This window comes from Shewanella sp. S23-S33 (assembly GCF_043359565.1).
In the GTDB taxonomy this organism is placed as follows: Bacteria; Pseudomonadota; Gammaproteobacteria; order Enterobacterales; family Shewanellaceae; genus Shewanella; species Shewanella oncorhynchi.
Genome location: NZ_JBHFFD010000056.1, coordinates 14,831 through 38,323, shown reverse-complemented (window position 1 = coordinate 38,323; position 23,493 = coordinate 14,831). Strand labels below are relative to the sequence as shown.

At 48.7% G+C, this 23,493-nt stretch carries 34 protein-coding genes and 1 pseudogene; all 35 read right to left on the bottom strand.

Features of this window, described 5'->3' with window-relative positions; all coding sequences use genetic code 11:
* Positions 1-3,661: pseudogene (locus tag ACHA99_RS15400) on the bottom strand (hypothetical protein); the annotation flags it as partial.
* Entirely contained in the window at positions 3,661-4,056 is a 396-nt protein-coding gene (locus tag ACHA99_RS15395; protein WP_393943683.1) for a DUF6950 family protein, read from the bottom strand. The pseudogene ACHA99_RS15400 and the gene ACHA99_RS15395, both read right to left, overlap by 1 nt.
* Positions 4,056-4,637: a hypothetical protein gene (locus ACHA99_RS15390; RefSeq protein ID WP_393943681.1), complete on the bottom strand. Its 582-nt coding sequence runs from the start codon at positions 4,635-4,637 to the stop codon at positions 4,056-4,058. Before ACHA99_RS15390 ends, ACHA99_RS15395 begins: the two co-directional genes overlap by 1 nt.
* Positions 4,634-5,215 carry a hypothetical protein gene (locus ACHA99_RS15385; protein WP_393943679.1) on the bottom strand — a complete coding sequence of 194 codons (582 nt, stop codon included), beginning with the start codon at positions 5,213-5,215 and terminating at the stop codon, positions 4,634-4,636. Before ACHA99_RS15385 ends, ACHA99_RS15390 begins: the two co-directional genes overlap by 4 nt.
* A gap of 1 nt (position 5,216) precedes the next feature.
* A complete protein-coding gene (locus ACHA99_RS15380) occupies positions 5,217-7,376 on the bottom strand; it encodes a hypothetical protein (protein ID WP_393943677.1) in 2,160 nt (719 codons plus the stop codon).
* Between the two features lie 243 nt (positions 7,377-7,619).
* Positions 7,620-7,970 carry a hypothetical protein gene (locus ACHA99_RS15375; RefSeq protein ID WP_393943675.1) on the bottom strand — a complete coding sequence of 117 codons (351 nt, stop codon included), beginning with the start codon at positions 7,968-7,970 and terminating at the stop codon, positions 7,620-7,622.
* An 11-nt stretch (positions 7,971-7,981) separates the two neighbouring features.
* Positions 7,982-8,434, bottom strand: coding sequence for a hypothetical protein (locus ACHA99_RS15370; protein WP_393943673.1), 453 nt, complete (start codon positions 8,432-8,434; stop codon positions 7,982-7,984).
* A gap of 8 nt (positions 8,435-8,442) precedes the next feature.
* Positions 8,443-8,814 carry a hypothetical protein gene (locus ACHA99_RS15365; RefSeq protein WP_393943671.1) on the bottom strand — a complete coding sequence of 124 codons (372 nt, stop codon included), beginning with the start codon at positions 8,812-8,814 and terminating at the stop codon, positions 8,443-8,445.
* A gap of 2 nt (positions 8,815-8,816) precedes the next feature.
* Entirely contained in the window at positions 8,817-9,314 is a 498-nt protein-coding gene (locus tag ACHA99_RS15360; RefSeq protein ID WP_393943669.1) for an HK97-gp10 family putative phage morphogenesis protein, read from the bottom strand.
* Positions 9,311-9,658, bottom strand: a complete 348-nt coding sequence (locus ACHA99_RS15355; RefSeq protein ID WP_393943667.1) for a head-tail adaptor protein — start codon at positions 9,656-9,658, stop codon at positions 9,311-9,313. Before ACHA99_RS15355 ends, ACHA99_RS15360 begins: the two co-directional genes overlap by 4 nt.
* A 6-nt stretch (positions 9,659-9,664) precedes the next feature.
* Positions 9,665-9,997 carry a head-tail connector protein gene (locus ACHA99_RS15350; protein ID WP_393943685.1) on the bottom strand — a complete coding sequence of 111 codons (333 nt, stop codon included), beginning with the start codon at positions 9,995-9,997 and terminating at the stop codon, positions 9,665-9,667.
* 8 nt (positions 9,998-10,005) lie between these two features.
* Positions 10,006-10,380, bottom strand: coding sequence for a hypothetical protein (locus ACHA99_RS15345; RefSeq protein ID WP_393943665.1), 375 nt, complete (start codon positions 10,378-10,380; stop codon positions 10,006-10,008).
* A gap of 63 nt (positions 10,381-10,443) precedes the next feature.
* Positions 10,444-11,634 (bottom strand): phage major capsid protein, encoded by a 1,191-nt coding sequence (locus ACHA99_RS15340; protein ID WP_393943663.1) that lies wholly within the window; start codon positions 11,632-11,634, stop codon positions 10,444-10,446.
* An 87-nt stretch (positions 11,635-11,721) separates the two neighbouring features.
* A complete protein-coding gene (locus ACHA99_RS15335; protein ID WP_393943661.1) occupies positions 11,722-12,336 on the bottom strand; it encodes an HK97 family phage prohead protease in 615 nt (204 codons plus the stop codon).
* Positions 12,320-13,540 carry a phage portal protein gene (locus tag ACHA99_RS15330; RefSeq protein WP_393943659.1) on the bottom strand — a complete coding sequence of 407 codons (1,221 nt, stop codon included), beginning with the start codon at positions 13,538-13,540 and terminating at the stop codon, positions 12,320-12,322. Before ACHA99_RS15330 ends, ACHA99_RS15335 begins: the two co-directional genes overlap by 17 nt.
* A 154-nt stretch (positions 13,541-13,694) precedes the next feature.
* Complete coding sequence (locus ACHA99_RS15325) at positions 13,695-15,428, bottom strand: terminase large subunit (RefSeq protein ID WP_393943657.1); 1,734 nt, start codon at positions 15,426-15,428, stop codon at positions 13,695-13,697.
* Positions 15,428-15,877 carry a phage terminase small subunit P27 family gene (locus tag ACHA99_RS15320; protein WP_393943655.1) on the bottom strand — a complete coding sequence of 150 codons (450 nt, stop codon included), beginning with the start codon at positions 15,875-15,877 and terminating at the stop codon, positions 15,428-15,430. The genes ACHA99_RS15325 and ACHA99_RS15320 overlap by 1 nt, the downstream gene beginning before the upstream one ends.
* A gap of 112 nt (positions 15,878-15,989) precedes the next feature.
* Complete coding sequence (locus ACHA99_RS15315; RefSeq protein WP_393943687.1) at positions 15,990-16,280, bottom strand: hypothetical protein; 291 nt, start codon at positions 16,278-16,280, stop codon at positions 15,990-15,992.
* Entirely contained in the window at positions 16,208-16,585 is a 378-nt protein-coding gene (locus ACHA99_RS15310) for an HNH endonuclease (protein ID WP_393943653.1), read from the bottom strand. Before ACHA99_RS15310 ends, ACHA99_RS15315 begins: the two co-directional genes overlap by 73 nt.
* Before the next feature lie 232 nt (positions 16,586-16,817).
* Positions 16,818-17,051, bottom strand: coding sequence for a hypothetical protein (locus ACHA99_RS15305; protein ID WP_393943650.1), 234 nt, complete (start codon positions 17,049-17,051; stop codon positions 16,818-16,820).
* Entirely contained in the window at positions 17,039-17,362 is a 324-nt protein-coding gene (locus tag ACHA99_RS15300; RefSeq protein WP_393943648.1) for a hypothetical protein, read from the bottom strand. The genes ACHA99_RS15305 and ACHA99_RS15300 overlap by 13 nt, the downstream gene beginning before the upstream one ends.
* A gap of 64 nt (positions 17,363-17,426) precedes the next feature.
* Positions 17,427-17,909: a hypothetical protein gene (locus ACHA99_RS15295; protein ID WP_393943646.1), complete on the bottom strand. Its 483-nt coding sequence runs from the start codon at positions 17,907-17,909 to the stop codon at positions 17,427-17,429.
* Positions 17,899-18,171, bottom strand: coding sequence for a hypothetical protein (locus ACHA99_RS15290; RefSeq protein WP_393943644.1), 273 nt, complete (start codon positions 18,169-18,171; stop codon positions 17,899-17,901). The genes ACHA99_RS15295 and ACHA99_RS15290 overlap by 11 nt, the downstream gene beginning before the upstream one ends.
* Positions 18,172-18,575: 404 nt before the next feature.
* Positions 18,576-18,818, bottom strand: a complete 243-nt coding sequence (locus ACHA99_RS15285; RefSeq protein ID WP_393943642.1) for a hypothetical protein — start codon at positions 18,816-18,818, stop codon at positions 18,576-18,578.
* The gene (locus ACHA99_RS15280) at positions 18,812-19,072 is read right to left on the bottom strand and encodes a hypothetical protein (RefSeq protein WP_393943640.1); all 261 of its coding nucleotides are present in this window, start codon (positions 19,070-19,072) and stop codon (positions 18,812-18,814) included. Before ACHA99_RS15280 ends, ACHA99_RS15285 begins: the two co-directional genes overlap by 7 nt.
* Positions 19,073-19,079: 7 nt before the next feature.
* A complete protein-coding gene (locus ACHA99_RS15275) occupies positions 19,080-19,298 on the bottom strand; it encodes a hypothetical protein (protein ID WP_393943638.1) in 219 nt (72 codons plus the stop codon).
* 287 nt (positions 19,299-19,585) lie between these two features.
* Positions 19,586-19,999, bottom strand: coding sequence for a hypothetical protein (locus tag ACHA99_RS15270; protein WP_393943636.1), 414 nt, complete (start codon positions 19,997-19,999; stop codon positions 19,586-19,588).
* Positions 19,977-20,168 (bottom strand): hypothetical protein, encoded by a 192-nt coding sequence (locus tag ACHA99_RS15265; protein ID WP_393943634.1) that lies wholly within the window; start codon positions 20,166-20,168, stop codon positions 19,977-19,979. The genes ACHA99_RS15270 and ACHA99_RS15265 overlap by 23 nt, the downstream gene beginning before the upstream one ends.
* Positions 20,165-20,371: a hypothetical protein gene (locus tag ACHA99_RS15260; protein ID WP_393943632.1), complete on the bottom strand. Its 207-nt coding sequence runs from the start codon at positions 20,369-20,371 to the stop codon at positions 20,165-20,167. The genes ACHA99_RS15265 and ACHA99_RS15260 overlap by 4 nt, the downstream gene beginning before the upstream one ends.
* 111 nt (positions 20,372-20,482) lie before the next feature.
* Complete coding sequence (locus ACHA99_RS15255; protein ID WP_393943630.1) at positions 20,483-20,842, bottom strand: hypothetical protein; 360 nt, start codon at positions 20,840-20,842, stop codon at positions 20,483-20,485.
* Positions 20,843-20,908: 66 nt separating this feature from the next.
* Positions 20,909-22,129: a tyrosine-type recombinase/integrase gene (locus ACHA99_RS15250; protein WP_393943628.1), complete on the bottom strand. Its 1,221-nt coding sequence runs from the start codon at positions 22,127-22,129 to the stop codon at positions 20,909-20,911.
* A gap of 33 nt (positions 22,130-22,162) precedes the next feature.
* A complete protein-coding gene (locus tag ACHA99_RS15245; protein WP_393943626.1) occupies positions 22,163-22,318 on the bottom strand; it encodes a PA3496 family putative envelope integrity protein in 156 nt (51 codons plus the stop codon).
* A gap of 1 nt (position 22,319) precedes the next feature.
* Positions 22,320-22,736 (bottom strand): hypothetical protein, encoded by a 417-nt coding sequence (locus tag ACHA99_RS15240; RefSeq protein ID WP_393943624.1) that lies wholly within the window; start codon positions 22,734-22,736, stop codon positions 22,320-22,322.
* Positions 22,736-23,167, bottom strand: a complete 432-nt coding sequence (locus ACHA99_RS15235; RefSeq protein ID WP_393943622.1) for a hypothetical protein — start codon at positions 23,165-23,167, stop codon at positions 22,736-22,738. Before ACHA99_RS15235 ends, ACHA99_RS15240 begins: the two co-directional genes overlap by 1 nt.
* On the bottom strand, positions 23,164-23,382 hold the full coding sequence (locus ACHA99_RS15230) for a hypothetical protein (protein ID WP_393943620.1): 219 nt from the start codon (positions 23,380-23,382) through the stop codon (positions 23,164-23,166). Before ACHA99_RS15230 ends, ACHA99_RS15235 begins: the two co-directional genes overlap by 4 nt.
* Positions 23,383-23,493: the final 111 nt, after the last annotated feature.

The window sequence follows — 23,493 nt, the reverse complement described above, 5'->3', positions numbered from 1 at the left end:
ATTTAGTGGCCGCCGTTGGAGTGTCATAAAGCCCCGTGCCATCGGCGTTATCGCTGTATTTAATCCAAGTGTACGTGGTCACACCATCGGCACCTTTCGCACCTGGTACGCCCTGATTACCTTGCTCACCTTTAACCAGTGACCAAGTGTAATCGCCGGCGGTGTTCGACTCCGTGGCCGTGGTTTTGTTGTACGCAAAACCTATGTATGCCTTGCCCGTGGGATCGTTACTTAAGCCCGTACCGGTCGCGCTGTCGGCGTACTTAATCCAAGTGTACGTGGTCACGCCGTTGGCACCGGTAGCACCAGGCACACCTTGCGGGCCTTGGTCGCCTTTGAACTGCGACCACACGTAATCCGTCTTAACTGAGGATTCCGCCTGCACAGTCTTATTTACCGCAATACCAATGTATTTGGTGTTCACCGTGGGCGCGTCATAAAGCCCCGTGCCATCGGCGTTATCGCTGTATTTAATCCAAGTGTACGTAGTCACACCATCGGCACCTTTCGCACCTGGTACGCCCTGATTACCTTGCTCACCTTTAACCAGTGACCAAGTGTAATCGCCTGCCGTGTTCGACTCCGTAGCAGTGGTTTTGTTGTACGCAAAACCTATGTATGCCTTGCCCGTGGGATCATTACTTAAGCCCGCGCCGGTCACGCTGTCGGCGTACTTAATCCAAGTGTACGTGGTCACGCCGTTGGCACCGGCAACACCAGGCACACCTTGCGGGCCTTGGTCGCCTTTATAGCCACTGATACGCGCGGGGATGGCCCATGTTATCGATAAGGTATCATCGGCATTAATAAACGCCGTTGAGGCCCAAATGATTTGAGTAACATCGCTTGGATTAGGCATGGCCGTTCCCCACCCTACAGGATGGCGACCCGTGGGCGTTTCTGGGCTATTGGGATCGAGCTTATAGCGGGTTTCCCACCTGCCGCCGTCCTTAGCCCTAATCGCCGCCTCGTTATCGATCACATAGCCATCACCAAGGATCATGCGCCCCTTTACCGACAACACCTTATTTTGAGTGTCGTAGTAAAGCAGCGCCTCGGATGGATCATCAGGATTCGATATCGATACCGCATCACCGATAAAGTTGATCGCTTGAAACACGGTTCCACCGGTTTCATCCGAAGTAATACCAATCCCCGTGGTGCGGCCGTTGGCATCGACACCCAAAAACGCACGGGCTTTTAACTCGCCGCTGGCGGTTTCGAGGGCTGAAAAGTATTGACTCACCGTGAGGGTTTTGCCGCTTTCTGTCACGATACCAACCAGTTTTACGCTATCCGCGAGGGCGCGACCTGGTATCCATATTTCGCCAAACATTTCAGCCGCAGCCGGTGACGTTGCATCACCTGGTGAGCCATTCTTTTTAATGGCATAACCGACCTGTGCGCGGTCTTTTTGCTGCACTAACGCGGCGTTTTCGTCAAAGCGGGCATAGAGACTCGTCACGGTTTGTGCGAGGCTTTGCTGATCATCAGATAGCAGCGTGACCGACTCCATTAGTCGCGCCACCCGTTTAGCCGCCTGCTGCGCGTCCAGTTCGCTTAAGCCTTGGGCCAGATAATCCGCTAAAATTTGCGCGTCCAAATCTTCGGCGATGCCACGAATATCCGTAAGCGACCCCATGTCGCGCAATAGCTCCTCTGTCGCCTCCGCGACCTTTTGCGCTACTTGATTATCGATATGTTCCAAAATGTCGCCAGACACTAAGCCTGTGCGCGCCACAATCCCCAACGCCGCAGCACTGCGGCCAAGCGGCGTAATGGTATAAATCCAAAACCAATATTGAGTATCAGGGGCTAAGCCCTGCTTAGTGAGCATTTTGCCTTGGCCGAGTCTTTGCGCGCCGGATAAGTCATCAATCACATTAAAATAAAACTCAAAAATTGTATTGATTGACAGCTGCGAGTCATCACCGATATGAGGAATGATCGTTAGCCCTTCGCTTGACACGTCCACATCCGCATGACTTGGGGCCACTGGATGCGCTAGCGTGATATTGAGCGCAGTTTCAGGCGAAGCGCGCCCAGATACAGCCACCGCAATTGCGCTCAAGCTGTAGTTACCGGCAGCCAAACCCACCACGGCGATAGACTCACCAGGAGAGGGCACTTGCACGGTTTGTACTACGGTTTCACCGGCTTTAATTTTGATAACCGTGTGGGATAACTGCATCGCGCTATTGCTCCAATGCAGCGAACCCGACACAGTGTCGTTATTCACATCGGTTTCAAAACGCAAGTTAGTTGGGGCGGCAACTTCGTTAGTCGAGCTAATCAGCGGCGGTAGCTCTAACGGCCTACCCACAGCATCGTTATACATTGCCGCAGACTCTCGGCGCACAACTAAAACCACGCCGTTATCAAGGCTAAATTCCCAGTCTAAAACACGGCATTCAACCCCATCTAAACCAATGCCAGGCAAGAGCAAGTTAATCACTGTGCCAGGCACACATTTAAAGCCGCGCAAGTTGCATGGCAGTTTAACTTGCATGCCGTAGCGATTGCGTTGTATCGCGATATGCGCTAATCGCTGACACTGCCAAGGTGATTGCACAAACTCCAAATCTAGCGAGCTAATGATTTCCTCGCCGTCCTCAGTCACATACTCAGCCACCGACACTTGCGGGTAATCTGTCTCGATATAATCCTGTGCGGCATCGTTAAACTTGCCGCGCACGGTATTAAATGCGTCTTGGCGTTCGACTTCTGGCTGTAGCTCCACCGCATCGATCAAATCATCCTCGGTAATATCAATCACCGCAGGGCCATAATAGGCCGCTACAGCTAGCCCCAGCCTACCGCCGACCTTGACCCACTCACCACCCATTGTGGCTAGCATCTTATCGAGTATTGAACTCGGCTCCTCATCGATGTTGAACTCTGCACCAATGCGATAGCGCGCCTCTTGGCCCGCGCCCTCTGGCAGTGATACCAATTCATCACTGATATTGGCGGCGCTGATAAAGGTTTCGATGATTAGCTCATCGTTGCCATAACCAAGATAGGTTTTTAGATAGTGCAACATCACCAGTGCGGGATTATCTGTCCACTGGATAAGCCCTGTTCGCGGATCTTCAATCTCGTAGCCCCACTTTAGGGCGTTGATATTGGGCACCCCGTTAGGGAATAGGTTTTGATCAAACTGCAAACGGGCAACGAACCACGCTATGCCCTTGCCGACCATATCCGCGCGCCAGCTAGGGCTATGCTTTAACAACATAGGTTCGCTTACCTCGGCCCCGTCTTTATATGTCTGGATCAGGGCTTGGTTAGGACTTAAACGGTTATAGTCATCATCATTGAGCTTATAACCTTCTACCTTATGCAGTGGATGGCCTGCATGCGTTACGACCATAAACAGCACCTCGGTTTTTCCGCGATACTCTTGGCCTTGCTCGTTTACCTCCATCAAATAGGCTTCTTCGGCAAATGTTAACGTGCCGGCACTGCGGTTTTTTCCATAAATCACATTAAACGGCGCAGTCGCGCTACGTAAAATCTGTTTACGCTCTTGTTGTGATCCCGCTTGTGCGCGTTTTAAGGCAATAACGCTATAGGCGCTAACCGCTATTGAGAGCACTAGCGCAATCGCCGCACCCCAACCGCCCACGGCGACAACAAACGCTCCAATCGCTGCTGGCATTAATCAACTCTCCACATCAATTTAGGGGCGGTATCAATCAGCGATACCCCATGTTCTGTTGGTGCCCAAATACCGGAAAACACCACCCCCACAGTCTCACCATAAGGGCCATCAAATAACGCTAAGTCGCCGCGCTGAGCTAGGCGTGGATCAATGCGCGCATATTGGCTATCGAGTATTGCCGTTAGCCCGCCTGCGGTTTTGATTAGCCGGCTCGCGCCGAGGGCCGTTTGATATCGCCCGCGATATCTAGCGGCGGGATCGATACCTGTTTGTGCTAAAGCGCAATCGGCGGCAAACAGGCAACAGTCAGTTTCGCCCCATAAAAAAGGCCGCTGTTTAGCGGCCTGTATGGTTTCGGCCAGCAATTGCGGCCAATTGGTTAATTTGCTCATTATGTGTACCTGAACGGCGCGGCGGTTTTATCACTGCCCCAATAGATTGGTTTTTCTGACATTTGCGCGATATAGCGGAAGAAACGATCACCGGTATGGCGGCTTTGCTGGCTTTCATCACTAAAGCGGGCGGTGCCCTTGCGTGACCAATCCGCGAGACGATCCACTAACTCAATCGATATCGAGGTTTCGCGACCATACTTAAGGTTTTGTGAACTTACACGCCCAGAAAATAACAAAGTCGCGGCGACAAACTGATCATCCCTATCGAGCACCACTAACCACACTTTAGCCGGCGAACCTTGGCAACGAGTGTTAAGCACCTCCTGTAACAAAGTGCTATCAAGGCCCGATAACGATAACCGCAATCGCCCTGGTTCGGTTTTGCTGGTCTGTGATACGGGATCAATCCCACCCAGCGCGCCGACCCCTTTGTAAGTTTGGCCGCTGATCACAATATCTCCCACGGCGCTATGGACGCGCACCGGCCCCATGGGATAAAGGATTTCAACCGCCAAGCATAAAGGCACGTTATCGCCTTCGAGTGCGGCCAAAGTAGGGTTATCAAATAATGAGATCATCGATAAATCGCCTCTTTAAACTTGATAGTGACATCACTAAAGCGCGGCTTGCGAGCGAACGTCACGCCGTTATCGGTAAGCGTTGCCCACATCCACGGGTTTTGTGTTTCAATCACTGCCCCAATGGGCGCGATTTTGCGTAGCGGCGGGTTAAATAAGATAGTAGCTAACCCGCTGGAACTACTTACAACATCGTTCTGAACTCGCTTTAACTCACCGTTAATTGTGATTAAATCACCAAAGGCCAACACCTTTGCCGACTTCAACCAGCCGCTTGTTTGAATACTGCGGCCCTTGCTGGCAACCGCTACCACGGGCGCGCCCTTGGGCGGCAAACCTAGGGCGCAGTGATCGACAATTTTAATCGGCTCCACATTACCCTTTAGCTGATCGGTCAACACCTCTATGCGGCGGCGCTCATCTTCCAAAATGTTGGTAAACGTCATTGTGAGTTCAAAGGATGCACCAGGTAAGGCGATATTTTGAGACACCCCAGTAAACGGGCTACTAAAGCCCCGAGATGGATACTTAAGGGCAAAATCATTGGTACTCGGCACCAAATCAACCGGCCATTGCATATTAACCTCGACTCATTTTATTAATCATGCCATTTGAACGCATATCATTAACCACTCTCTGATAACCCATGCGCGCGCCCTCCAGCGCCGCGGCCCTTAGCATTTGCTCTAACTCAGCATCACGCGCACCGCTAATATGAAAATGCTGCTCGATGTTGCCACCACCACCGCCACTACCGGCCATAATGGCGCTATACATCTGGTCTAACTGGTTAGCACTGTGATTGGTATAAACCCGCTCACCTTTATCCAGTAGCCATGTTCCTTCCCTTGGCACTTCACTAATACCACTGTGCGCCATACCGCCAATCGCTTGGCCCGCCGCGATACCGACGGAGGTATAACCCATGACCCGAGTTGCTTCTGATAACGCAATACCCGCTGGCCCAGGGAAAGCGGCAAGAGCTTTTGTGGCCGCTTCTTCTGTTGCCACGATCATGGATGGAATAGCCGCCGCTTGCTGCATCGCAAACAAGGCTTTATAAACGCCTGAGTGCTCCATACCCGCTTGCTTGAGCATGTTAGTTGTCATCGCCATGGCATTGGCGGAAAACTGCATTAACTCTTGAGCGGTAGCCTGTTGATAAGCCTTGCGCTTTTCATCCTCGGCTTTTTGAATATCGCTTAGATTGGCTTGATGAATCTTGTAAATTGCCTCTCGATCTGCAAAATACTGATCTTCAAGCTGCGCCTGTAGCGTTTGATTTGACTCAGCGGCGGCGTAGGCTTTTTGAAAACTAACGGATAACTGGGTATAGCGATCTTGATACGCAAAAGCCTCTTGAATCGCAGCTTGATGATCACCCGCAGCTTGCAGGGCCAGCCGGCGTTGTAACTCTTGCTGTAAATCTGCTGTGCCCTTTTGATACGCAATCACATCAGGATTTTTGCCCGCCTCAATGCCATTGCCTTTGCCCTTGTCATTGCGGTTAATACTGCCGGCATATAACTCAGCGGCTTGATTGATCCGCAACTTAGTTGCGGCGAACCATTCCTCAATCCCTTTACTTGGCAAGGGCGCGGCGGCGAGGTTTTGCAAATCCCAAATGGCTTGGGACATTTCCATTTTAGCGTTGTTAGCATCCACGCTATCAAACAGCTGCGGCGCAGGCATATTGCCGAACGCCTCTAAACGGTCGGCCATCGCCGCAATATCATCATCAAACGCACCGGCCACTTTCATTGCTGCAAGTAGCGGCGAGGTGATCACCTTAAAAATGGTCGCGCCGATAAAGTGGAGCACCTCAGAGACTGGCTGCCCCAAACTCACAAAGGCATATTTAAGGCTAGTTACCCCAGCATCCATGCCTTTGATAATGATGTTTACCCCGCGCAGGGCATCACCAATATAACCCGCGCCGGTCACACCAATTTGGATGCCATTGGCGATCATGTTATTCATGCCGCCCTGTTCTGCCGAGTATTTCCTAAACTCATCAGCCATTGCGGCGACAATTGGCGCTAACTCTGTGGTGATCTGCTGCTTAAGCGCTGTGGTACCCACGTTTAGCTTGTACAGCGCATCGTTTGCCATTTCGACCTTAGCCGCATCAACACGGCTTAAGGTTACGCCCAGCGAATCGGCCTCTTTAGTCAGCGCCTTGATGCCCGCCGAACCTTGGTTAAGCAACACCATCATTTCGGGGCCACCGAATATCTGATCGGTGATAAAGGTTCGCTGGCTCTGGTTCTCCACCTTTTGCAGCGCATCCGATAACGCTAAGATTTGCTGCTCTGGCGTCATTTTCCCGAGTTTATGAGCAGATAACCCCAGCATATCGAGGGCTTCTTTTGCTTCGCCTCCGCCGAATGATGCCTCACCCATCTTAACAACCATCGATTCCATCGCGCCGTTAAAAGCATCGCCGGCACCAGTGAGATCAGCGGCATATTTAAGCTGGGTATATGCCTCCATTGTCATACCCAAGCTATCAGCCAATTTAGCGTTTTGGTCGATAATTTGGGATTGTTGGTTATAAATTAGCGCCAAACTGCCCACGGCGGCGGTAGCCATCACGCCAGCGGTTGTTGCTACAGTGCTAAAGTAGCCGCCAACTTTCCCCGACCAGTCCTTAGCCTTGCCTTTTGACTTTTCGAGATCGGCGACAAACTGGGCGCTGTTTGCGTACAGCGCCACAGTTAAGCGGGCAATATCACTCATTTAAGCCCCTTTACATCATTAGGATTCGTTCGCAATTGCTGACTTGAACGTCAACATCAGAATGGTTTATCACTTTTGGCCCTGTGGACTCCGCTGGGCCGTGGATTCGCTCGCTTTTAATCGCAAAATGTGCAGCCCACAGTGTGAGCAATTCAGTGTCGGCTTCGTGATAAAGCAGTCGGGGATCTATCACCCCCAACTTTTCGCCGAGGCTGAAACAAAACAGCATCCACGGATCAGCGGTTAGCTGTTTTTTGCGGTATCGATTGCCCCTTCTAGCCCAAAGTTTGCCGAGATAATCACCTTGGCCGCATCGATAATATCCATGTGATTATGTGAGTTCATTAGCTCCTGGGCGCTAGTAGAATCGGCGGCAACACCATCACCATCGATAATACTATCAAGCACTAGCTGGGCGTGGGCCTTCGCTAGTAACTCGCTGTTATGTGATGCCTGGGCATCAACTAACTTTTTGTCATGCTCTGACAAGCGCGCAGCGGTTAACCGCTTAATGTCATACTCACCGCCAAATAAAATCACGGTAATTGGCTTAACGGCCATCGCTGTTAGTAACCGATTTTTAACTGTGTTCATTTAATAAATCCTTAACCTGCTGGCGCTGTTTTGCCGCGCTGAATGCTGTTTTGCTTGCCTTTAACAACAAGCTTCATTGGCTGGCCCTTGTCTAGCTCGCGGTGTTCCCAGCCTGCTAGCACAATAATCATGTCGGCCCAGCGAGTATTGGGAAACTCAATACGCACTTTGACGGTTTCTTTAGCGTGGGCGGCATCTAAAAAACCTTGCAAATCGGCATCAGATACATCGTCTAAAAAAACAAACTCTTTTTCCGGCCCTTCTGGCAAATCGTTCATTGATTTTTTGCTCATATCAATCAAACGAGTAGCATCGACAAAACTCGCGGTTTCGCCAGTAGCCCCCACAGCATCGGCATCTTTTAGCAACTTAAGCGCGGCGGTTTCAGCCGCGACTGTGCCCCATAAAAACCGCGTTCCTGCGGGTAATTTGGCATATTCACTTGGATCTTTAACTGCGCTCATATAACCCCCTAATGGTTAATAATAAAATCTCTTACAAATAGGTATTGTGGCTGGCCTGACTCCCCAGTGACTTTGAGATCCTTGCCTCCGTTAAAACTCACCAATTGCACCGAATAGCCCGCTAAAAGGCCGCTAAAGTCATCGAGCACATTAGCCAAGCTATTTGCCTTTTCTAAGCCGGTATCGGGCGATTGGTGATAAATCGAAATGCTGTATAAATCGCGGTCAATGCCGCTTCTACGTAGGTTTCCGGCAATTTTGCCGTGGGTTAATGCGCGGTAAACAACGGCGTTTTCTGCCTCGCTCGCGCGCTCAAGCCAGTAAGCAGGTAAGCCGGTTTGCTCGGTTAGCCAAGCATTTAATGCCGCTTCTAACGTCATAATTAACCGCCTTTTTTAATGGCTTTTTGGATCGCAATAGCTAACTCTGATTTAAATGTCTCGACAACAATTTCCCTGTTTTGCGCTAATGCTGTCCGCATAAACGGATCGGCCTCTTGACGGCCTACAATCCGAGTTTGCCGAGGCTGTTTGCGCCCGCGCTTGGTGCCTTTTGCGCTGTGTCTTACTTTATTGTTTCCGTACTCTTGCCATAGCGCCTTGTATGACTCTTTTTGACTGGGGCCAACACGAATAATCGCGGCATTATCCTCAGCGACTTTTCCGCTGCCTTTATGCGTAGATATCCTGATGCTGTCGCGCATGTGCTGCTCTTTGCTGCCATCGTCATAACCAGCACCGGCAACCATATCGGCTTTTACCGACTCCATAGCTATCCGACCAGCACGGCGCAATACCTTTTGCCCAGTTTGAGCGCCAAGCTCTAACAGTTGGCGTTCTAGCTCCTGTAGCCCTTGTACATCCCATTTAATATCCATCATTGCACCTCTGGCGGTGGCTCATTTGGGTTCGACTCGCAGGTCAACACTAACGCTTTGCCGTCATCAATTAGCCCATCCACGCCGACCACTTTTAGCCAACTGATTTTGTACTGTAACCAGTCATCAATTTTTACCGTCACACCATTGCGATGCCGCAGCGTGACTTGATAACGGTTAATAGCCTGTGTTCGCTCGCCCGCATCGCTTGCCGATGCGCCCACTTGTTCAATCTTCGTCCAAGTAAAGCGCAGGCGAGTTAACAGCTTAATGGGCGCGCCATTTGGGCTTTTACCCGCTACCGCTTGATAATGGGCCACGCGCTTATTGAGTTTTCCCGCCTGCATACGACCTCACAAATTAATAATCCGATAGGGATTGAGAAGGTGATTAACCCCTAGCGGTATTTGGCTTTGATTGGCTTCGCTCACTGCTTCGCGATTTTTGTAGTAGTGACCGACCAGCAAAAGCACTGCGAGATGAATATCTTCGCCGGCATCGATGGCATCATCTGGCACCAGGGCGGGATCTTGCGGGCGCTCTGCCTCATCCCAATACACACAGCGGTTAACGTGATTGGCTGCGGCGCGTTTGGCGGCGGCAAGATAACCCGTGATCAGTAAGTCCTCGCTGGTATCATCGTCATCTATGTGCAGCTGTTTTTTTACCGTGGGCAAATCCAGCATAATGGCCACTAGATTTTCGCCATGTTGTTACTGATTAGGCGCTTTGCTGTCTCGGCATCACAGTTGTAATCATCACCGGCGGTAAAGCTTGCCTCTTTTTCATGGCAATAAAAGCTGGTTTTTAACGTGACAGTAACCATACCTTGCAGGGCTGTTTCACTGGTGGCTGCTGGACCTTCGCCTTGGTTTTTGCTGCCACCTTCCCCATCACCATCACCATTTACTTGGCCGCCGTCACCTGCGCCCTGTTCTGTGCCGGTGGCTGTGCTCTGTTCTGTGCCGGTGGCTGTGCTCTGTTCGGTGCCTGTCGCTGCGCTCTGTCCTGTGCCGGTGTCTGCATTTTTTGCCTCTGGTTTATCAGTGGTTTGTTTTTTTGCTGCCATGGTAAAAACTCCCGTTTAGCCATAAAAAAAGCCCCAGCATAGCTAGGGCTTACGGTTTACTAATTAAGCGTGAATCAACTTAGACACGGCGGCTTTATCTTCAAGCAACACATCGAAACGATGGAATGCAACAAAACCCATTTGGTCATATTCGGCATAACGCTCTGTTAAACGGCGTAGCGCCATTGCGGCGACACGGCGTAAAATCACTGAATAGAAATCACCGTATAGCGTTGAGGCCTTGCCAGCGGCTGGATCAGCCAGTGCCTGATCGATAACATACTGATCGCCGTCAATCGTAGCAGGGGCTACACCAGAAATAGCCGGCAACCACAGTGGGCGGCCTTGGCTATCTTTCATCAGCTTAAATCCCTTAAACACGTTGTCGTTAAACATAAAACGCACATTAGGGCCGTTGCGATATGATGGATCAACGCTGTGTTTAAGCTGGATCAAATCTTCATAGGCAACACCGCTCGCAAGCGCCGCTTGCTTCGACTTGGTAATTTGATTAACTAGACCTTTAACATTATTGTTCAGACCATCACCAACCATAATCTGGCGGGATTCACCACGCCCTAGTCGCTGACCGATACGGCGCGCGACAAAACCATCGATATCAATTGCGCTATCCGCTAATAGCTCATTTGAAACCAAGATGATTTTTGAAGTCATCTTTTTAGCACCGATTGAATCTTCACCAAATGTTGGTTCACCTTTTCCGGCTTCATCATTTTCGCCGATCATCTCGCCTTCTTCGCCGGTGCCATCAGTAGTGGCCCACGAAATAGAGTTACCATGAGATGTATTGAGCAATTGGCACACGGAAGCTAAACCACCATAAGCCTTCATGCTCTCAACGACCCGATTGACAAATTCTGTCGGTGTTGTAAAACCGCCTGCTGCACCGGTTGTAGTGCCCATGGCGCGCAGTTGGGCTTTCATTTCAGGCGTCAAGTCACTAAAGCCTTGGCGCAAGTAGGTTGTGAATGCCGCTGCGCGCTGCTGTGCTTCTGTCGATTGTGGGGCGCTGCGCTCAATTTGATCATCTTGTGCGTAACGCTCATCTTGTGAGCGCAATAGCTCCTCACGCTGGATCATGGATTCTAAATCGTCATGCTCTTTTTGCATGTCGCCCCAACGCTTGTTTTCTTCTTCCGAAAACGCACGTTTTTGATCCTTTGCCTGGTCGTTTAACTGGCGCATTTGCTTAGCAATTTCACTGCGCTTTTGCTGCATTTCATGCAATTTCATTGGATTTACCCCATAAAAAAAGCCGCGAATGCGGCTATTGATTTAACTTAACTTTATTAATCTAATTAATTTGATTAATCGAATTAATTAGCGGATGGTTTGCAACGTGCGGTCGCGGTGTTGTTGCTCTTGATGCAATGCCAGCTGGCGTTGTTCCTCGCTGTCATTGCCTAACACTTTTTTTGCTTCTTCCAGATCACGGGCGCTTACTTCGGTATCGTTATAAGCGGGATAGGTCACGGGGCTAACATCAATCAGCCGTGATACCCGAGTAATAGTGCGGATATACAAGCCGCTTTCGTCCTCGTCCCAGCGGTAGCCGTCACTGGGTAGGTGGAAAGCAAACGATGACTGATCTACATCGCCGCGCTGAATTGGCGCTAACACTAAATCACGCACGGTTTGGTTATCTGGCGCGGTGATCTCATAACGCAGGCCCACATCATCGACACTTAACGATAATGTGCCCGACTTGGTACGGCCTAAGATCATGTTGCGGTCATGGTTAAACAGGCCGCGAACGTCATCATTTAGCACATCATCAAATGCACCTGTGGCGATCACTTCAACAAAGCCGCCCAAGTTGTTTGAGCGGGAATTAAACTTTGCCGCATAGCCGATAATTTTAACCGGTTCACCTTCCCCACCGCCCTCCATGCGCACCTGATCAGGAAAGCTCAACATGCTACTTTTTACTTTCATCTTTGGCCCCTTTGCCATCATCTTTTGGCTGTAGATCAGCCGATAAAATAAATTCGGATAACCCGTCTACCTGGTTCATTTCTTCCAGGTCGCGTACTTCATTTCGGTTCATCCAACCTCCACGGGTAGCAATGTTGTAAAACTCGGCCCGCTCTTTGGCCGTGCCACGCAATAGGCCGTTTAAATTGAACTTAACGTAATAGCCGGCGCGGCGTTCTGCCTCAGTAAACAGCTTACGATTCATTTCCTGTTCAAACTTCACCACCCAGGGGATCATGGTATGGCGCACAAACTGAATCGCTTGCTCACTGATATTGCTAAACGTGGCTTTATCTAAATCATTAATCATGTGCGCCGGTACGTTATAAATACCGGCGACTTCTGAACGGGAAAACTTACGGGTTTCTAAAAACTGCGCATCTTCTGGCGCAATGGTAAGGGCTTTATACTCAAGCTCTGTCGGTAACAATAAGGTGTTGTTATCGTCTTTTTTAAGCGTGGCTTGGGCTTTCTTCCACGCAGTTTTTACCCTTTCCCACGAATCCTTGGTTAGCGCACCTTTAACCCCTACAACGGCGGTCGGCCTACCGCCACCGGCAAAAAATCGATTACCGTAGTTTTGCGATTCCAGCCCTAATGCAAAAGCTTCACGACACTGACGGATAGGGCTAGTGCCCATTTTTGCGCCGCTACCGATGGCTTTAAAATGAAGCATATCGGGCATTTGCACCGCACGAGTTGTTAGATCATCGTTGTTCACCCGATAGATATAACGCCCCGTTGTCGATTTTTCTAAGTAAGCCTCCCTTGGCCCCAAGAAATCTAACGAGATAACCTCACCCTTGCGGTTGCGATTGACATGGCTAAACGAATCACCCCAGCCGTTAACGTGTACCATAGCCGTTTCGCGCCAATCGTAACTTGTTTGAAACTGGTTTGGCTCGTCATGCAACAGGTAATAAAGCGGATGATCTGTGGCGCGTTGTACTTTACCGCCCGCATCTTTACGCAATACGTGCAACGGCAATTGCCCGAGTGAGCGCCCAAGCACTGCAATACAGGAATACACGGCCGAAAGCTGCATTGCTGTTTGCTCGCTAAACCCAACCCCTGAGCCTAAAAAACTATCAGCGTCCAGATCAGATAGCGGCGTGGCTGGGTTCTCCATGCTGCGCTGCTCTGAGCTAAAAAGTAGATTTAACATGCCCGCCCCCTTTGCATGTTCGCCGTTGCGATTAAGGCGTATAACAGCAATAAACCGCCGCCCAGCATGCATGCTGGCCCAAGGCCAAATGACAGATAAACGCCATAAATTAACGCTGAAAATCCGCAAAGGCCGATCATGTTGATTAGTTTTTTCAAAATATAAAATCTTCCTCGTTAAAATCTTCAAACGGATCGAATGCTTCAACCGCCAGCATTGCCCGCCCCACGCCCATAATGAGCGCCACTGCGCCGTCAATCTTTTGGTCTGGCTTATCTTTGCGCGGGAATACGTTTTCGTTGGCGTCCTCTTTGGCAGTTACGTTTGAGATCATCCAGTTCAACACCGGATTGCCATCATGATGTAAACGCCCCGCCTTAAGTGCCGCTTCAATCTCCCTCATAGGTGGCGATAGGTGCGCCACTTGCTGCGGGATTTTGACTGTAGTCATGCCGGCTTCGGTGAGCTGCTGCGCGAGTTGCACTGACCCCCAAGGATCGTGCGGCACTTCGCGCACTAAGTTACCCTCGGCAAAGCGGATAAGTTCATCGCCAATTTCGGTAAAATCAACCTCGGCCCCATCCGTTGGCATGAGCGCAGAACCGCCAGAATTAGGCCAAACAGTTTCTACCCATTGCTGGTATAACTTGGCGTTTTTCTGGTCTGGATCGAAAATGGTTTCTTCTGGCAAGTAATGGTTACTAAATACGTAGTAATGCAACTTGCTATCGATTGTGCGGCTAAAGACTTTAACCACCGAGCACACATCGAGCCGGCTTGCTAAGTCGAGCGAGGGATAACAATCATCTGCGGCAAAATCCTCGATACGCAGGCTAAGATCTTCACTCGATTTCCAGTGCTCATAGTTAAAGAACGCGCTGGACGCATTCACCCAAATGTTTAAATGTTTGGTTTTAAATATGTTGGCATAGCGAGGATTGCGTATGGCCCGCTGCTGCTGGCTAATGAGGTAATCATGCTTAACACTGACCCCAATATTGGGGTTTGCTTTTACGAGTACCGCCGGATCTGTCCAGTCGTCACCCTCGTCTATGGTGTAGATAATCCCAAAGACTTCATCATCAGTAACCGTACCGGCTAGGATCTTTACCACATCATCGTGCAAATCTTTACAGGGGCCGGCAATGTTGCTGCCCGCTGTAGTGATCACAAAGATAAGCGGCTGTTCGCGCGCGCCCATGCCCGTTTGCATGGTATCGAATAGCTCGGGGCCATCATGTTCGTGGTATTCGTCAACCACGGCACAATGGGGCGAGCTACCATCACCAGGATCACCGATAACTGGCTCAAATATGCTTCCGTCTGGCCGTTCGATTTTCTTAGCACATACGCCAAGCGCAAATGCAGACCGCAATGATGGCAACGCCAGCGCCATTTGCCGCGCGGGCTTGAACACTTCCCAGGCTTGTTTTTCTGTGGTCGCACCGCAATAGACCTCTGCGCCATATTCACCATCGGCGCAGAATGTATAAAGCGCATTGCCTGCCGCAATTATCGACTTGCCATTTTTGCGCGGCACTTCGACATAGGCCAAGCGAAAGCGGCGCTTTTTATCACTGCGCCTTAGCCAGCCATACAGCACGCAGTGAATAAACTGCTGCCATGGCTCTAGGACAATCCTACGTTCGTTAACTGGCTTTTTAGCCCACTCGCCCTTGGTATGTACTAGCAGTTGGATAAAGCGGGGCGCGCGTTCTGCCGCCTCGGGGCTGAATCTATAGCCCCATGATTTATCCGTTTTGGATCGTTCTAAATCATCTAGGTGTCGCTTGCACGCCTGCTTAACGTATGCACACGCGATAATCCGTCCGTTAACGATATCCCGCGCATACTTATTTGCGGCGTTAACATTCGGAAATTTAGCCATTAGGTAAACTCGTTAAACTCATTTGCCCCTGAACCAGTGCCAGCGCCGCCGCCCAATAATTTGGTTCGAGATAGCGGATCAAGCCCAAGCAATGATCCCGTTCTGATAAACGATGTTAAAGCGTCTTGCCGTGCATTGATGGCTGGATGCTTTTTTTCGCTGCCGTTGTCCGTGGCAATAGTCAGCCCTTCCTTCGATATTTTTTTTTCAGCTTCGAGATACAGCGAAAATGAGTTGCAATAAATCAACAGCGTGGCGGCATCAGCCATAGATAAAACGCCACGCTGGATCAAGATGGCTGATTGCGTTTCCCAAATGCTGATCGCGTTGTCATCTCGTAACTCATCTGGCGCGGCAATTTTGGTTACTCGCTCAGCTTCATGTAACGCGGGCAAGTTATTCCCATCACGCGATTTTTTCCCGCCGCCTGCGGCTCTAACTGCGGTCATATCGTTTTTACATCCTGTGACGTGTCACACCTAAAGATCGATGATCGAAAAAAAGATCTTATTTAGCGCGCATAAAAATTGAGTTAGGGGGGCGGTACTGGAGCCAAACGCCCTAGCGATTTGACCCACCCCCCCATGATTTGAACGCTGAAAATGAGCGGGAAAAACGCCCCTTGAGGCCGCGAAAACTCTTAGACCATGGGGTGATCCCCTTCACCGCCGCGCGAGCCATACGCTCCACGGCAAGCGGGTTAGGTTGAGTGCCAAAAGTCCAACAAAATAGCTGCATGGATTTACAATAAATCGGCCACCATTTCGCAACTTTCACCGTTAAAACGAGTCGTTTTGTGCGTTTTTGATCGGCTTTTTCAATCGTTCTGTGGCTGTTTTGGTCTTGTGACATGCGTTGCAAGTCCCTTCAAGGTTACTATCTGCATCAGTCCCGCCGTGTGCTTTGGGTATGATGTGGTCTACTTCTGTTGCCGGTATTATGTAGCCCGCGCGTTTATGTGGCTGGCATAGGTAGCTGTCACGCTTGATTATCCGCGCCTTGATCTTGTCCCAGCTCGTACCATATCCGCGCTGGTGTCTGGTTCGTCCGGCTTGGTGATTCTCCCAGCACAAATGCTTATGCTCAGTGCAATAGCGGCTGGTCGCTAAGTTGCGGCAATGTGGCGCACAACATGGCGATGGTATACGTGGTGGCATAGATACTCCCGATAGCCATTGCACACTACACAATGCGCAATGGTTATAGGTGCGGGACTGACACTATTGCTAATGGCCTAAGCCTGGCACTGTGTGCATAGTCGCTAACTGATATCAGTCCCGCGATTCTTAACGCTGCTCGACACAATCCTTTAAGTCATGGATATAGTTGAGCAGTTCGGCGGCACCTTCTTTGGTGTAGTAGATGCCGCCATCAGTGGTTTGATACCACTCAATCTTTGGTGGAGTCAGATCGCACGGATTCGCCGGCTGTTTCGGTAGCACTGCCATCGATGTGCAACCGACCAGCACTAGGCCCAAACAACTCAGCATTAGCATCAGCCGGTTTTTCATTCACATAACCCCTTCGCTCATCCCTGCGCATCTGCTTAGACAGTGCGCGATTGCGTTCAAACTCAGCCCAAGCCAATTGAATGGCGAGCAATAGCGCATTTAGCCACGCCACTGTTTATAACCTTCTGGCTTGATTGCGTTCTCTGCCCGCCCTTTGTTAGCGGCCAACAACTCAAGCAACCACAACACCCAACCAGGTAACTTTGATAACTTCTCTGCTGGTATAAGCTGCCGCAGCTGCGCCCACACATACCCCACCACCGCAATGGTGAGCACTGCATAAGCGGCCTTATCTCCCAGCAATGCGACAATCAATGTCACAATGTCGAAGGATGGATCAGCCGTTACAACATCAGTTGCCACAGGTTCCGCAAAGGCCAAACCCGCAAAGCAGGCAAAGACCATCATTAACATCACTCGCATAACACCTCCAAAGTTAAAAAAGAAAGGGCGACCTAAGTCGCCCCGATGCAAACCGCATCTAGCCTCACGCTTTCTTTAATTCGGCTCGATACTGTTCAACGCTGATAAAGCCCCGAGTGGGACTCCATAGTTTTAGCTCGCTGCCATCATTGTTTTGCCTGCAATCGATGTGCAACCAACTGATATCAATTTCAATAAATTTGATACCCGAGTAGATATAAGGATTGTCGATTATGTGTAAGTGAATCACCTCAAGCGGTGTTTTGGTAATTACATCAAGTGCGCGGCCAAACGTATGTTGGCTAGTAACTGAGTAGTCTTCGCTTTCTGGCGTTCTTAAGCCGCAATACTGCCTATTGCCGTTAATGTGCCAATTGTTAATAGTAAAGCCGTTGTCATAACCTAAAATGCGTAAGTTATCCCGCAACAAATCAACAGCATTTAATATCCGGTTGTCCATGCACTCAATCGCCGCATCACCACGGCGCTGATAAACAAGACGAGGTACAAACTCCTGCGGGATAAAATTTCTTAAATTAAGCTTCATCATCAGCCCCTTTGCGTTGTTGACGGCGTTGGTCAAAATATTTAAAAACATCAAATACAAATCTGCAGACGACAACTAGCAAGCCGCCAAGCGAAATGACCGAAGGTAAAAATGTCGAGGCGGGTAACTGCTGAGCCAATTCGGCGGCCTGCTCAGCCTTGGCAGCAACATCAGCACTAAAAACAAAAATCCCGCTGCCGCCGCCATACGCGATGATTCGGCCCTTTAATTCGCTGGCTCTGGTGATAAAACAAGTGGGCATAAATAATTCCAGACAATAAAAAAACCCAGCCGGTTAGGGCTGGGTTTACTGGGCTAGGTCACTAAGTTCTCGCACGTTGATTAGGCTTAGAGGCAACTAAATCAACATGGCATAAACAATACAATAATGTGCAGCCGAATTGCAATGCAAATCGGGATAATATTTATCACAAAACGAGATGTTTACTGTGACCCGTCACAAACTGCAATTTATAGCGAGTTAAGGCCAAAAACACGGGATAACCCAATAGTGGTGATTTTGACTAAATATTAACTTTGGGTAATGGCCTTAAATGACCGAGGAAAACTGGCGGTTTTGAGGTGTTCGCGGCCAAACTGGCCGCAATGTGGATATCGTTATGCGTCAAATAGCCATTATGTTAAATAGTGCGGTTTTGAGTGAAATTAGCACACATGAAAATGGTCTTCTTCATTCACATCATAAATTCTCACGCCATCAAACTCTTTGGTTATTTTTATTCTAATATAGCTTGGTCGCGTCGAGGATAATTCGGTGTTTTCAACAAATGATACGTCTTTCATTAATCGTTTTCGTTGGCTAATACCTAAATAAATCCGCTCTGGGTGGCGGGCTTCGTTAGCCCAAATGTCATTAATAGCGGCGCGCAGTTCGTCTGTCATCAGCATAGCTGTTGCTCCTTTTTACGATCTGTTGAAAATACAGTTTCCTCTAAGCTGCATGGCTCTTGAATGTCACGCAAACTGTTAACACAGATAAATTCACCAATTTTATGCTTAGTAACAACCCACAGATGATAATCATCAATATCAAGCGATGCCATGACCTTACATTTAGCTATAGCCTCGCTTTCACTGGTTGTTATGCCTACGATCTCTTTCCAGTAAACGCCTTTCTGTCTGATTAGATAAATAGTTAACATTTAAACCTCATTGTTCTTGAACTACATTAAACGTCCCAACTTTTCTAATGCGCCCCACATATATCTCGCCAATGTTAGCGCTCTCGATATATGAAAAATCTATAACTTGGCTATTCAAAGCGCCTCGGGACTTCACCGCAGCATACAAACTATCGTGATCAAGTTTAGGGATGTTTGCAGTCCACGACATATTATCAGCCCCAACATTGATAAATTTAATTTGCATATCGGCTTACTCCATAGTCTTGGCTGCATCAGCTTTGGTACGCGGGCGCTTCCAAATCTCAGTTTTCCAAAGCGGCTTGCACTTTGACAACGGCACCCAAGCGGCGCGATATAGCAAGATTAATGTAATAAACACAACCTGCAACAGGTTAAGCCCGATAGTGATTAACAACACTAAAGGAAATGCCAACCCGCTAAGTGTTCTCCTTATGTAGTTGTTGCGGATAAATCCAATCCAAGCGGGCCTGATTGATAATGTGCCATGCTCATTTCTAAATATTACTATCATTACTCCACACCCCCATTAATCCATTTACTTAAATCTAACGGTGGGCGTTGCACCACCAACCGTAAGCGCGGGTTACTCGGCCAATGCCAGCAAACCGGCTCCCCCTTAAACAGACCTTTGCAACCACCAGGTAATGATTCACCGCAGCGAGTACAGGGGCCGGCGTTTTCTAACTCGACCAGTTCAGCGGCCAACTTGCGCTTATCTATCTGTATCAACATGCGAACATATTCATCACGGGTATAAGGCTCTTCGTCACCGGCGCGAACGCGGCAAAGGTCGTCAAGGTCGGCCCGCTCACTGGCCGATAGCTTTAGGCGCACCTCGGCAATATCAAGCGCCTTTTCCCGTTCGCGCTGGGCCTGTTTTCGCGCCCGCGCTTTGGCTGCATCACTTGCCTTGGTTTTGTTCATCGGCATATTCCCAAACACCATCAGGAGCAACTAACGCGCCGCCACTTACACCAGATTTAGGATCACGATAAACAGCAAGCCCTATTGGGTGCATAATTTCTCTATTGATCCTCTCTAAAAGCCCTCTCTTAGATATTTCATTCCAATCAATTGATTCAAATTCTTTCACGAGGCACCTATTAACTTATTAGCTTTTTTTAGCATTGCCGCGACCATTTGGCGGCGGGTTTTATGACCTTCACTGTCCTTTAGCTTTTCAAGCACTTTTTCAGCTAATTGTTTAACTTGCTGCGGGTTAGTATTTATTATGTGCTCTAGGTTTATTCGAGCGTCACATATTGACGTATTAATAATATAATCTTCATTTAACATTAGACGTTGCTCCTTTAACAAATAACTGACCAAACAAAAACCCGCTAATTGAAATAACAATCGCGGCAAATGTAACTAATAACCACAAATGCAATATTGAATTAAAAACGCTCACCATGATTTCCCCCACTTTTGAAACGCCTTGCGGTAATAAACTATAAACGGCCCAACAACATCAATTAACGGTTTGCTTTGTGAATACGCTAATTGATTAAATGTTTCGATCATGTCTTTAAAATAATCTTTAACTTTAAAAATATTGATAGCTTGTTCCGGCTCGATCTCGCTGGCGATAACATCATCAGTCCCCATGCCGCCGCAGTCCTCGCAATCACCAGAACGCTTGCAACAGCTACATTCAATCGCACCTTTTCCGTTGCAAGCAGCACAAGGCACCGCCAGTTCTAAACCCTGTTCAATCGCTGTTTCTAACTGATTAGCACACCACTGATCGAAGGTTACAAAGTCCATTAAATATGTTCCTCTGTGTAAGATGTTCTTAACATGGTTTAGCGCCTACTCTGCCAACGGTTCTAGCTAACTGGCTTTAACATGGGATCTTGCTATTGTCTTGGTCGCGAACGGGTTTAAAATCGTCTTAATGTGGTTATGCCACTTCTCACTCGCGAGCCGCTTTTGTTCCTCGATGTGCGTATGAATATAAGCCTGATCTAAGCCGCTTAACTTATGGTTTACTAGCTGCTCTCCAACGATGTAATCGATAGATAAATCTAGCCACATGCTGCGGGCTAACTTTCGTAAATCGTGCGCAGTCCAGCGGCCATTGCTCACCCCTTGGATATATTCATTGGCTTGTACTTCGCTTAATGGTTTAACTTTATTTGCTGACGGGAATAAATAAGCACCACGATAACCCCATAAGCCTTGATTGAACTTATGCCATAGCAACACTTCAATTATTAAATCAGTGAGTGGCAATTTAAGAGTGGTGTTTGTTTTAGTTATCTCAGCGGGTATCACTAACTTTTTATTGTCAAAGTCGAGGTAATCCCATTTCAATTGACGGGTTTCACCGATGCGCGAACCATAGGCCAACATCACAAACGCAAACACTTTAGCGAATGGTTTAGCCTCGGCTATCTCATTTAATAAACTCGGCAAATCCTTTTCAAATAACTTGGCATCTTTCGCCGTTATCTTGTGCTCATAAAAATCAGTAAAGCACAAACTCGCTAACGGATTATTAGCGATGCGCTTTTGTTTATGCGCCTGTTTAAAGGCTTTCTTTAATATCGCGAAATGCTGGCGCATGGTTCCTGGTTGATAACGGCCCAATGACGGCCACATAAATAAATCTTCAATCATCACATGATTTAATTCAGTTAATTGAATTAATCCAAATACAGGTAGTAAGTGTTTATTGACTGACGACTTAATACTGACCTTGCGCTTAAGGCTTAAGCCGCGATCACTTAGCGCACGGTCGCGATACCAGGTTAATAACCCTTGGCATGTCTCCCAGTTATCAATGGTCGCCTCGGCTCCTTTGCGCTGCTTAACCGCCAGTTCTGGCGAGGTCTCAATTAAGGTTTTAGCCGAGACTAACGGCCAGTCGGCCACCTTGGCCCACTTGGCTTTATTATTGTGGTAGGTAACTAGGTGCCAGCTGCCACCCGTGCGGGCCTTGTTGATACGCAAGCGCAGCGGATAGCGCGGATCTTTAAGCTCAGTGACCGCCTTATCAGTCAAGGCGCGCTTAATCGCTGTGTCACTGAATTGAATAGATAAGACGGTCATTGCTCACACCTTAATCACAAAATTTGTGGATAACTACAGCGAAAACTGCTCTTTGAGGCGGCGGCGTTCCTGCAATTCTTCGATGCGGCGGCGGGTATCAACTCGATGTTTATTCGGCTTGGTTTGGCCGCGCTCGCTCGAATCACGCAGAGGGTAAAAAGTGTTGAAGTGTTCACGCATAATGCTCATATCAAATACCTAGTTCAGTTATTAAAAATGATTTAGCCCGCGAAATGCGGACTTGATACGTTCTCAGGCTTACACCCATTGCCAGTGCTCGCTTACGCTGTGTCGTAAACTCGCAAGCATGTTTTTTATCGATACGGATCGCGCCGTACTCAAACCGCAGCGACACCACATCATCAGGGGATTTACTCGATAGCCGCATCAATGCCGCCTCGATATTTGCCTCCCTGCTGCTGATATCCATCGGCATTGAACCGCCGTTACCGTCAAACAGGATCAGCCCTTTGTTCTCTATTAATCGCGCCAACATTGACGATTGACGTAAGTCAAACCCGCCGCGATGCACCCAACGCGCCCATTCTTCAAGCTGGCAATCAAGCGCCGCCAACTTGGTTTTATCGATAAGCGCATCAGCGGCCATTAACGCCCCTTAACTAATTGAACGGGCGAATTAATCTTTTTGAGTAACCTAAATTCGCCCTCGCTGATCAACTGCTCAGGGCTAAACACATGGGATTGACGGCGCGCGTGAGACGGCGACACAAAAAAGTCCGATTTAATAACATTCAAATGCCGATACAAATCGCCCATTGCGCCATAAACATGCGCGACTAAAGCCCCGCGCTGACGCAATAAATTCAGTTCGTCATTCGTTTTAATGCCTAGGATCACCTTTATAGACCCTTTAAAGCCCTTGCTTGACACTTCGAGTTCAAGCCGATTCGTGCGGGCCTTTATGTCCGTCAAATACTCTAAATTTAATGTTTGAACCCTACTGCCGCCGATGCGGTGCAAATCAGACAAAACCACATCTACAACCGTGCTATCACTCCCTACTATCGCCAAAATCATTGCTGCTTAACCTCGTCTTGTTTAAGTAAATACTCGATGCGCCACGCTTTCACATCGAGATCAGGGGCGCGTAACTCAATCACTGCTAAGGTGCGTGATGCTGGGAAGCGGAATAGATATAACCAACTGTTAAACGAGCTTTTTTTGACTCCGAAAAACGCCGCCCCTTGAGCCGCTGTTTTGCGATTTTTAGTCAGCCAATCCTTTAATATCACTATTCACCCGCTCGATAATGCAATTTGTGATAATTATTATCCCAAATTGAAGATTTTACAACTATATTTGCATTGCTTAATACATTTTGTGGTAAGCTAATAAGAATTTGG

Bases quoted from the DNA above. Each gene is read 5' to 3' on its own strand.
- ACHA99_RS15380 (WP_393943677.1), bottom strand. From the start codon at position 7,376: ATGAGTGATATTGCCCGCTTAACTGTGGCGCTGTACGCAAACAGCGCC.
- ACHA99_RS15275 (WP_393943638.1), bottom strand. From the start codon at position 19,298: ATGCAAATTAAATTTATCAATGTTGGGGCTGATAATATGTCGTGGACT.
- ACHA99_RS15290 (WP_393943644.1), bottom strand. From the start codon at position 18,171: ATGCCCACTTGTTTTATCACCAGAGCCAGCGAATTAAAGGGCCGAATC.
- ACHA99_RS15245 (WP_393943626.1), bottom strand. From the start codon at position 22,318: ATGAGCATTATGCGTGAACACTTCAACACTTTTTACCCTCTGCGTGAT.
- ACHA99_RS15320 (WP_393943655.1), bottom strand. From the start codon at position 15,877: ATGACCGCAGTTAGAGCCGCAGGCGGCGGGAAAAAATCGCGTGATGGG.
- ACHA99_RS15360 (WP_393943669.1), bottom strand. From the start codon at position 9,314: ATGATGGATATTAAATGGGATGTACAAGGGCTACAGGAGCTAGAACGC.
- ACHA99_RS15280 (WP_393943640.1), bottom strand. From the start codon at position 19,072: ATGTTAACTATTTATCTAATCAGACAGAAAGGCGTTTACTGGAAAGAG.
- ACHA99_RS15345 (WP_393943665.1), bottom strand. From the start codon at position 10,380: ATGGCAGCAAAAAAACAAACCACTGATAAACCAGAGGCAAAAAATGCA.
- ACHA99_RS15250 (WP_393943628.1), bottom strand. From the start codon at position 22,129: ATGACCGTCTTATCTATTCAATTCAGTGACACAGCGATTAAGCGCGCC.
- ACHA99_RS15350 (WP_393943685.1), bottom strand. From the start codon at position 9,997: ATGCTGGATTTGCCCACGGTAAAAAAACAGCTGCACATAGATGACGAT.
- ACHA99_RS15300 (WP_393943648.1), bottom strand. From the start codon at position 17,362: ATGCGAGTGATGTTAATGATGGTCTTTGCCTGCTTTGCGGGTTTGGCC.
- ACHA99_RS15310 (WP_393943653.1), bottom strand. From the start codon at position 16,585: ATGCCACCACGTATACCATCGCCATGTTGTGCGCCACATTGCCGCAAC.
- ACHA99_RS15240 (WP_393943624.1), bottom strand. From the start codon at position 22,736: ATGGCCGCTGATGCGCTTATCGATAAAACCAAGTTGGCGGCGCTTGAT.
- ACHA99_RS15330 (WP_393943659.1), bottom strand. From the start codon at position 13,540: ATGTTAAATCTACTTTTTAGCTCAGAGCAGCGCAGCATGGAGAACCCA.
- ACHA99_RS15355 (WP_393943667.1), bottom strand. From the start codon at position 9,658: ATGCAGGCGGGAAAACTCAATAAGCGCGTGGCCCATTATCAAGCGGTA.
- ACHA99_RS15255 (WP_393943630.1), bottom strand. From the start codon at position 20,842: ATGGACTTTGTAACCTTCGATCAGTGGTGTGCTAATCAGTTAGAAACA.
- ACHA99_RS15235 (WP_393943622.1), bottom strand. From the start codon at position 23,167: ATGATTTTGGCGATAGTAGGGAGTGATAGCACGGTTGTAGATGTGGTT.
- ACHA99_RS15385 (WP_393943679.1), bottom strand. From the start codon at position 5,215: ATGCAATGGCCGGTTGATTTGGTGCCGAGTACCAATGATTTTGCCCTT.
- ACHA99_RS15335 (WP_393943661.1), bottom strand. From the start codon at position 12,336: ATGAAAGTAAAAAGTAGCATGTTGAGCTTTCCTGATCAGGTGCGCATG.
- ACHA99_RS15390 (WP_393943681.1), bottom strand. From the start codon at position 4,637: ATGATCTCATTATTTGATAACCCTACTTTGGCCGCACTCGAAGGCGAT.
- ACHA99_RS15365 (WP_393943671.1), bottom strand. From the start codon at position 8,814: ATGACGTTAGAAGCGGCATTAAATGCTTGGCTAACCGAGCAAACCGGC.
- ACHA99_RS15375 (WP_393943675.1), bottom strand. From the start codon at position 7,970: ATGAACACAGTTAAAAATCGGTTACTAACAGCGATGGCCGTTAAGCCA.
- ACHA99_RS15315 (WP_393943687.1), bottom strand. From the start codon at position 16,280: ATGTCACAAGACCAAAACAGCCACAGAACGATTGAAAAAGCCGATCAA.
- ACHA99_RS15270 (WP_393943636.1), bottom strand. From the start codon at position 19,999: ATGAACAAAACCAAGGCAAGTGATGCAGCCAAAGCGCGGGCGCGAAAA.
- ACHA99_RS15395 (WP_393943683.1), bottom strand. From the start codon at position 4,056: ATGAGCAAATTAACCAATTGGCCGCAATTGCTGGCCGAAACCATACAG.
- ACHA99_RS15260 (WP_393943632.1), bottom strand. From the start codon at position 20,371: ATGTTAAATGAAGATTATATTATTAATACGTCAATATGTGACGCTCGA.
- ACHA99_RS15295 (WP_393943646.1), bottom strand. From the start codon at position 17,909: ATGAAGCTTAATTTAAGAAATTTTATCCCGCAGGAGTTTGTACCTCGT.
- ACHA99_RS15370 (WP_393943673.1), bottom strand. From the start codon at position 8,434: ATGAGCGCAGTTAAAGATCCAAGTGAATATGCCAAATTACCCGCAGGA.
- ACHA99_RS15325 (WP_393943657.1), bottom strand. From the start codon at position 15,428: ATGGCTAAATTTCCGAATGTTAACGCCGCAAATAAGTATGCGCGGGAT.
- ACHA99_RS15285 (WP_393943642.1), bottom strand. From the start codon at position 18,818: ATGCTGATGACAGACGAACTGCGCGCCGCTATTAATGACATTTGGGCT.
- ACHA99_RS15340 (WP_393943663.1), bottom strand. From the start codon at position 11,634: ATGAAATTGCATGAAATGCAGCAAAAGCGCAGTGAAATTGCTAAGCAA.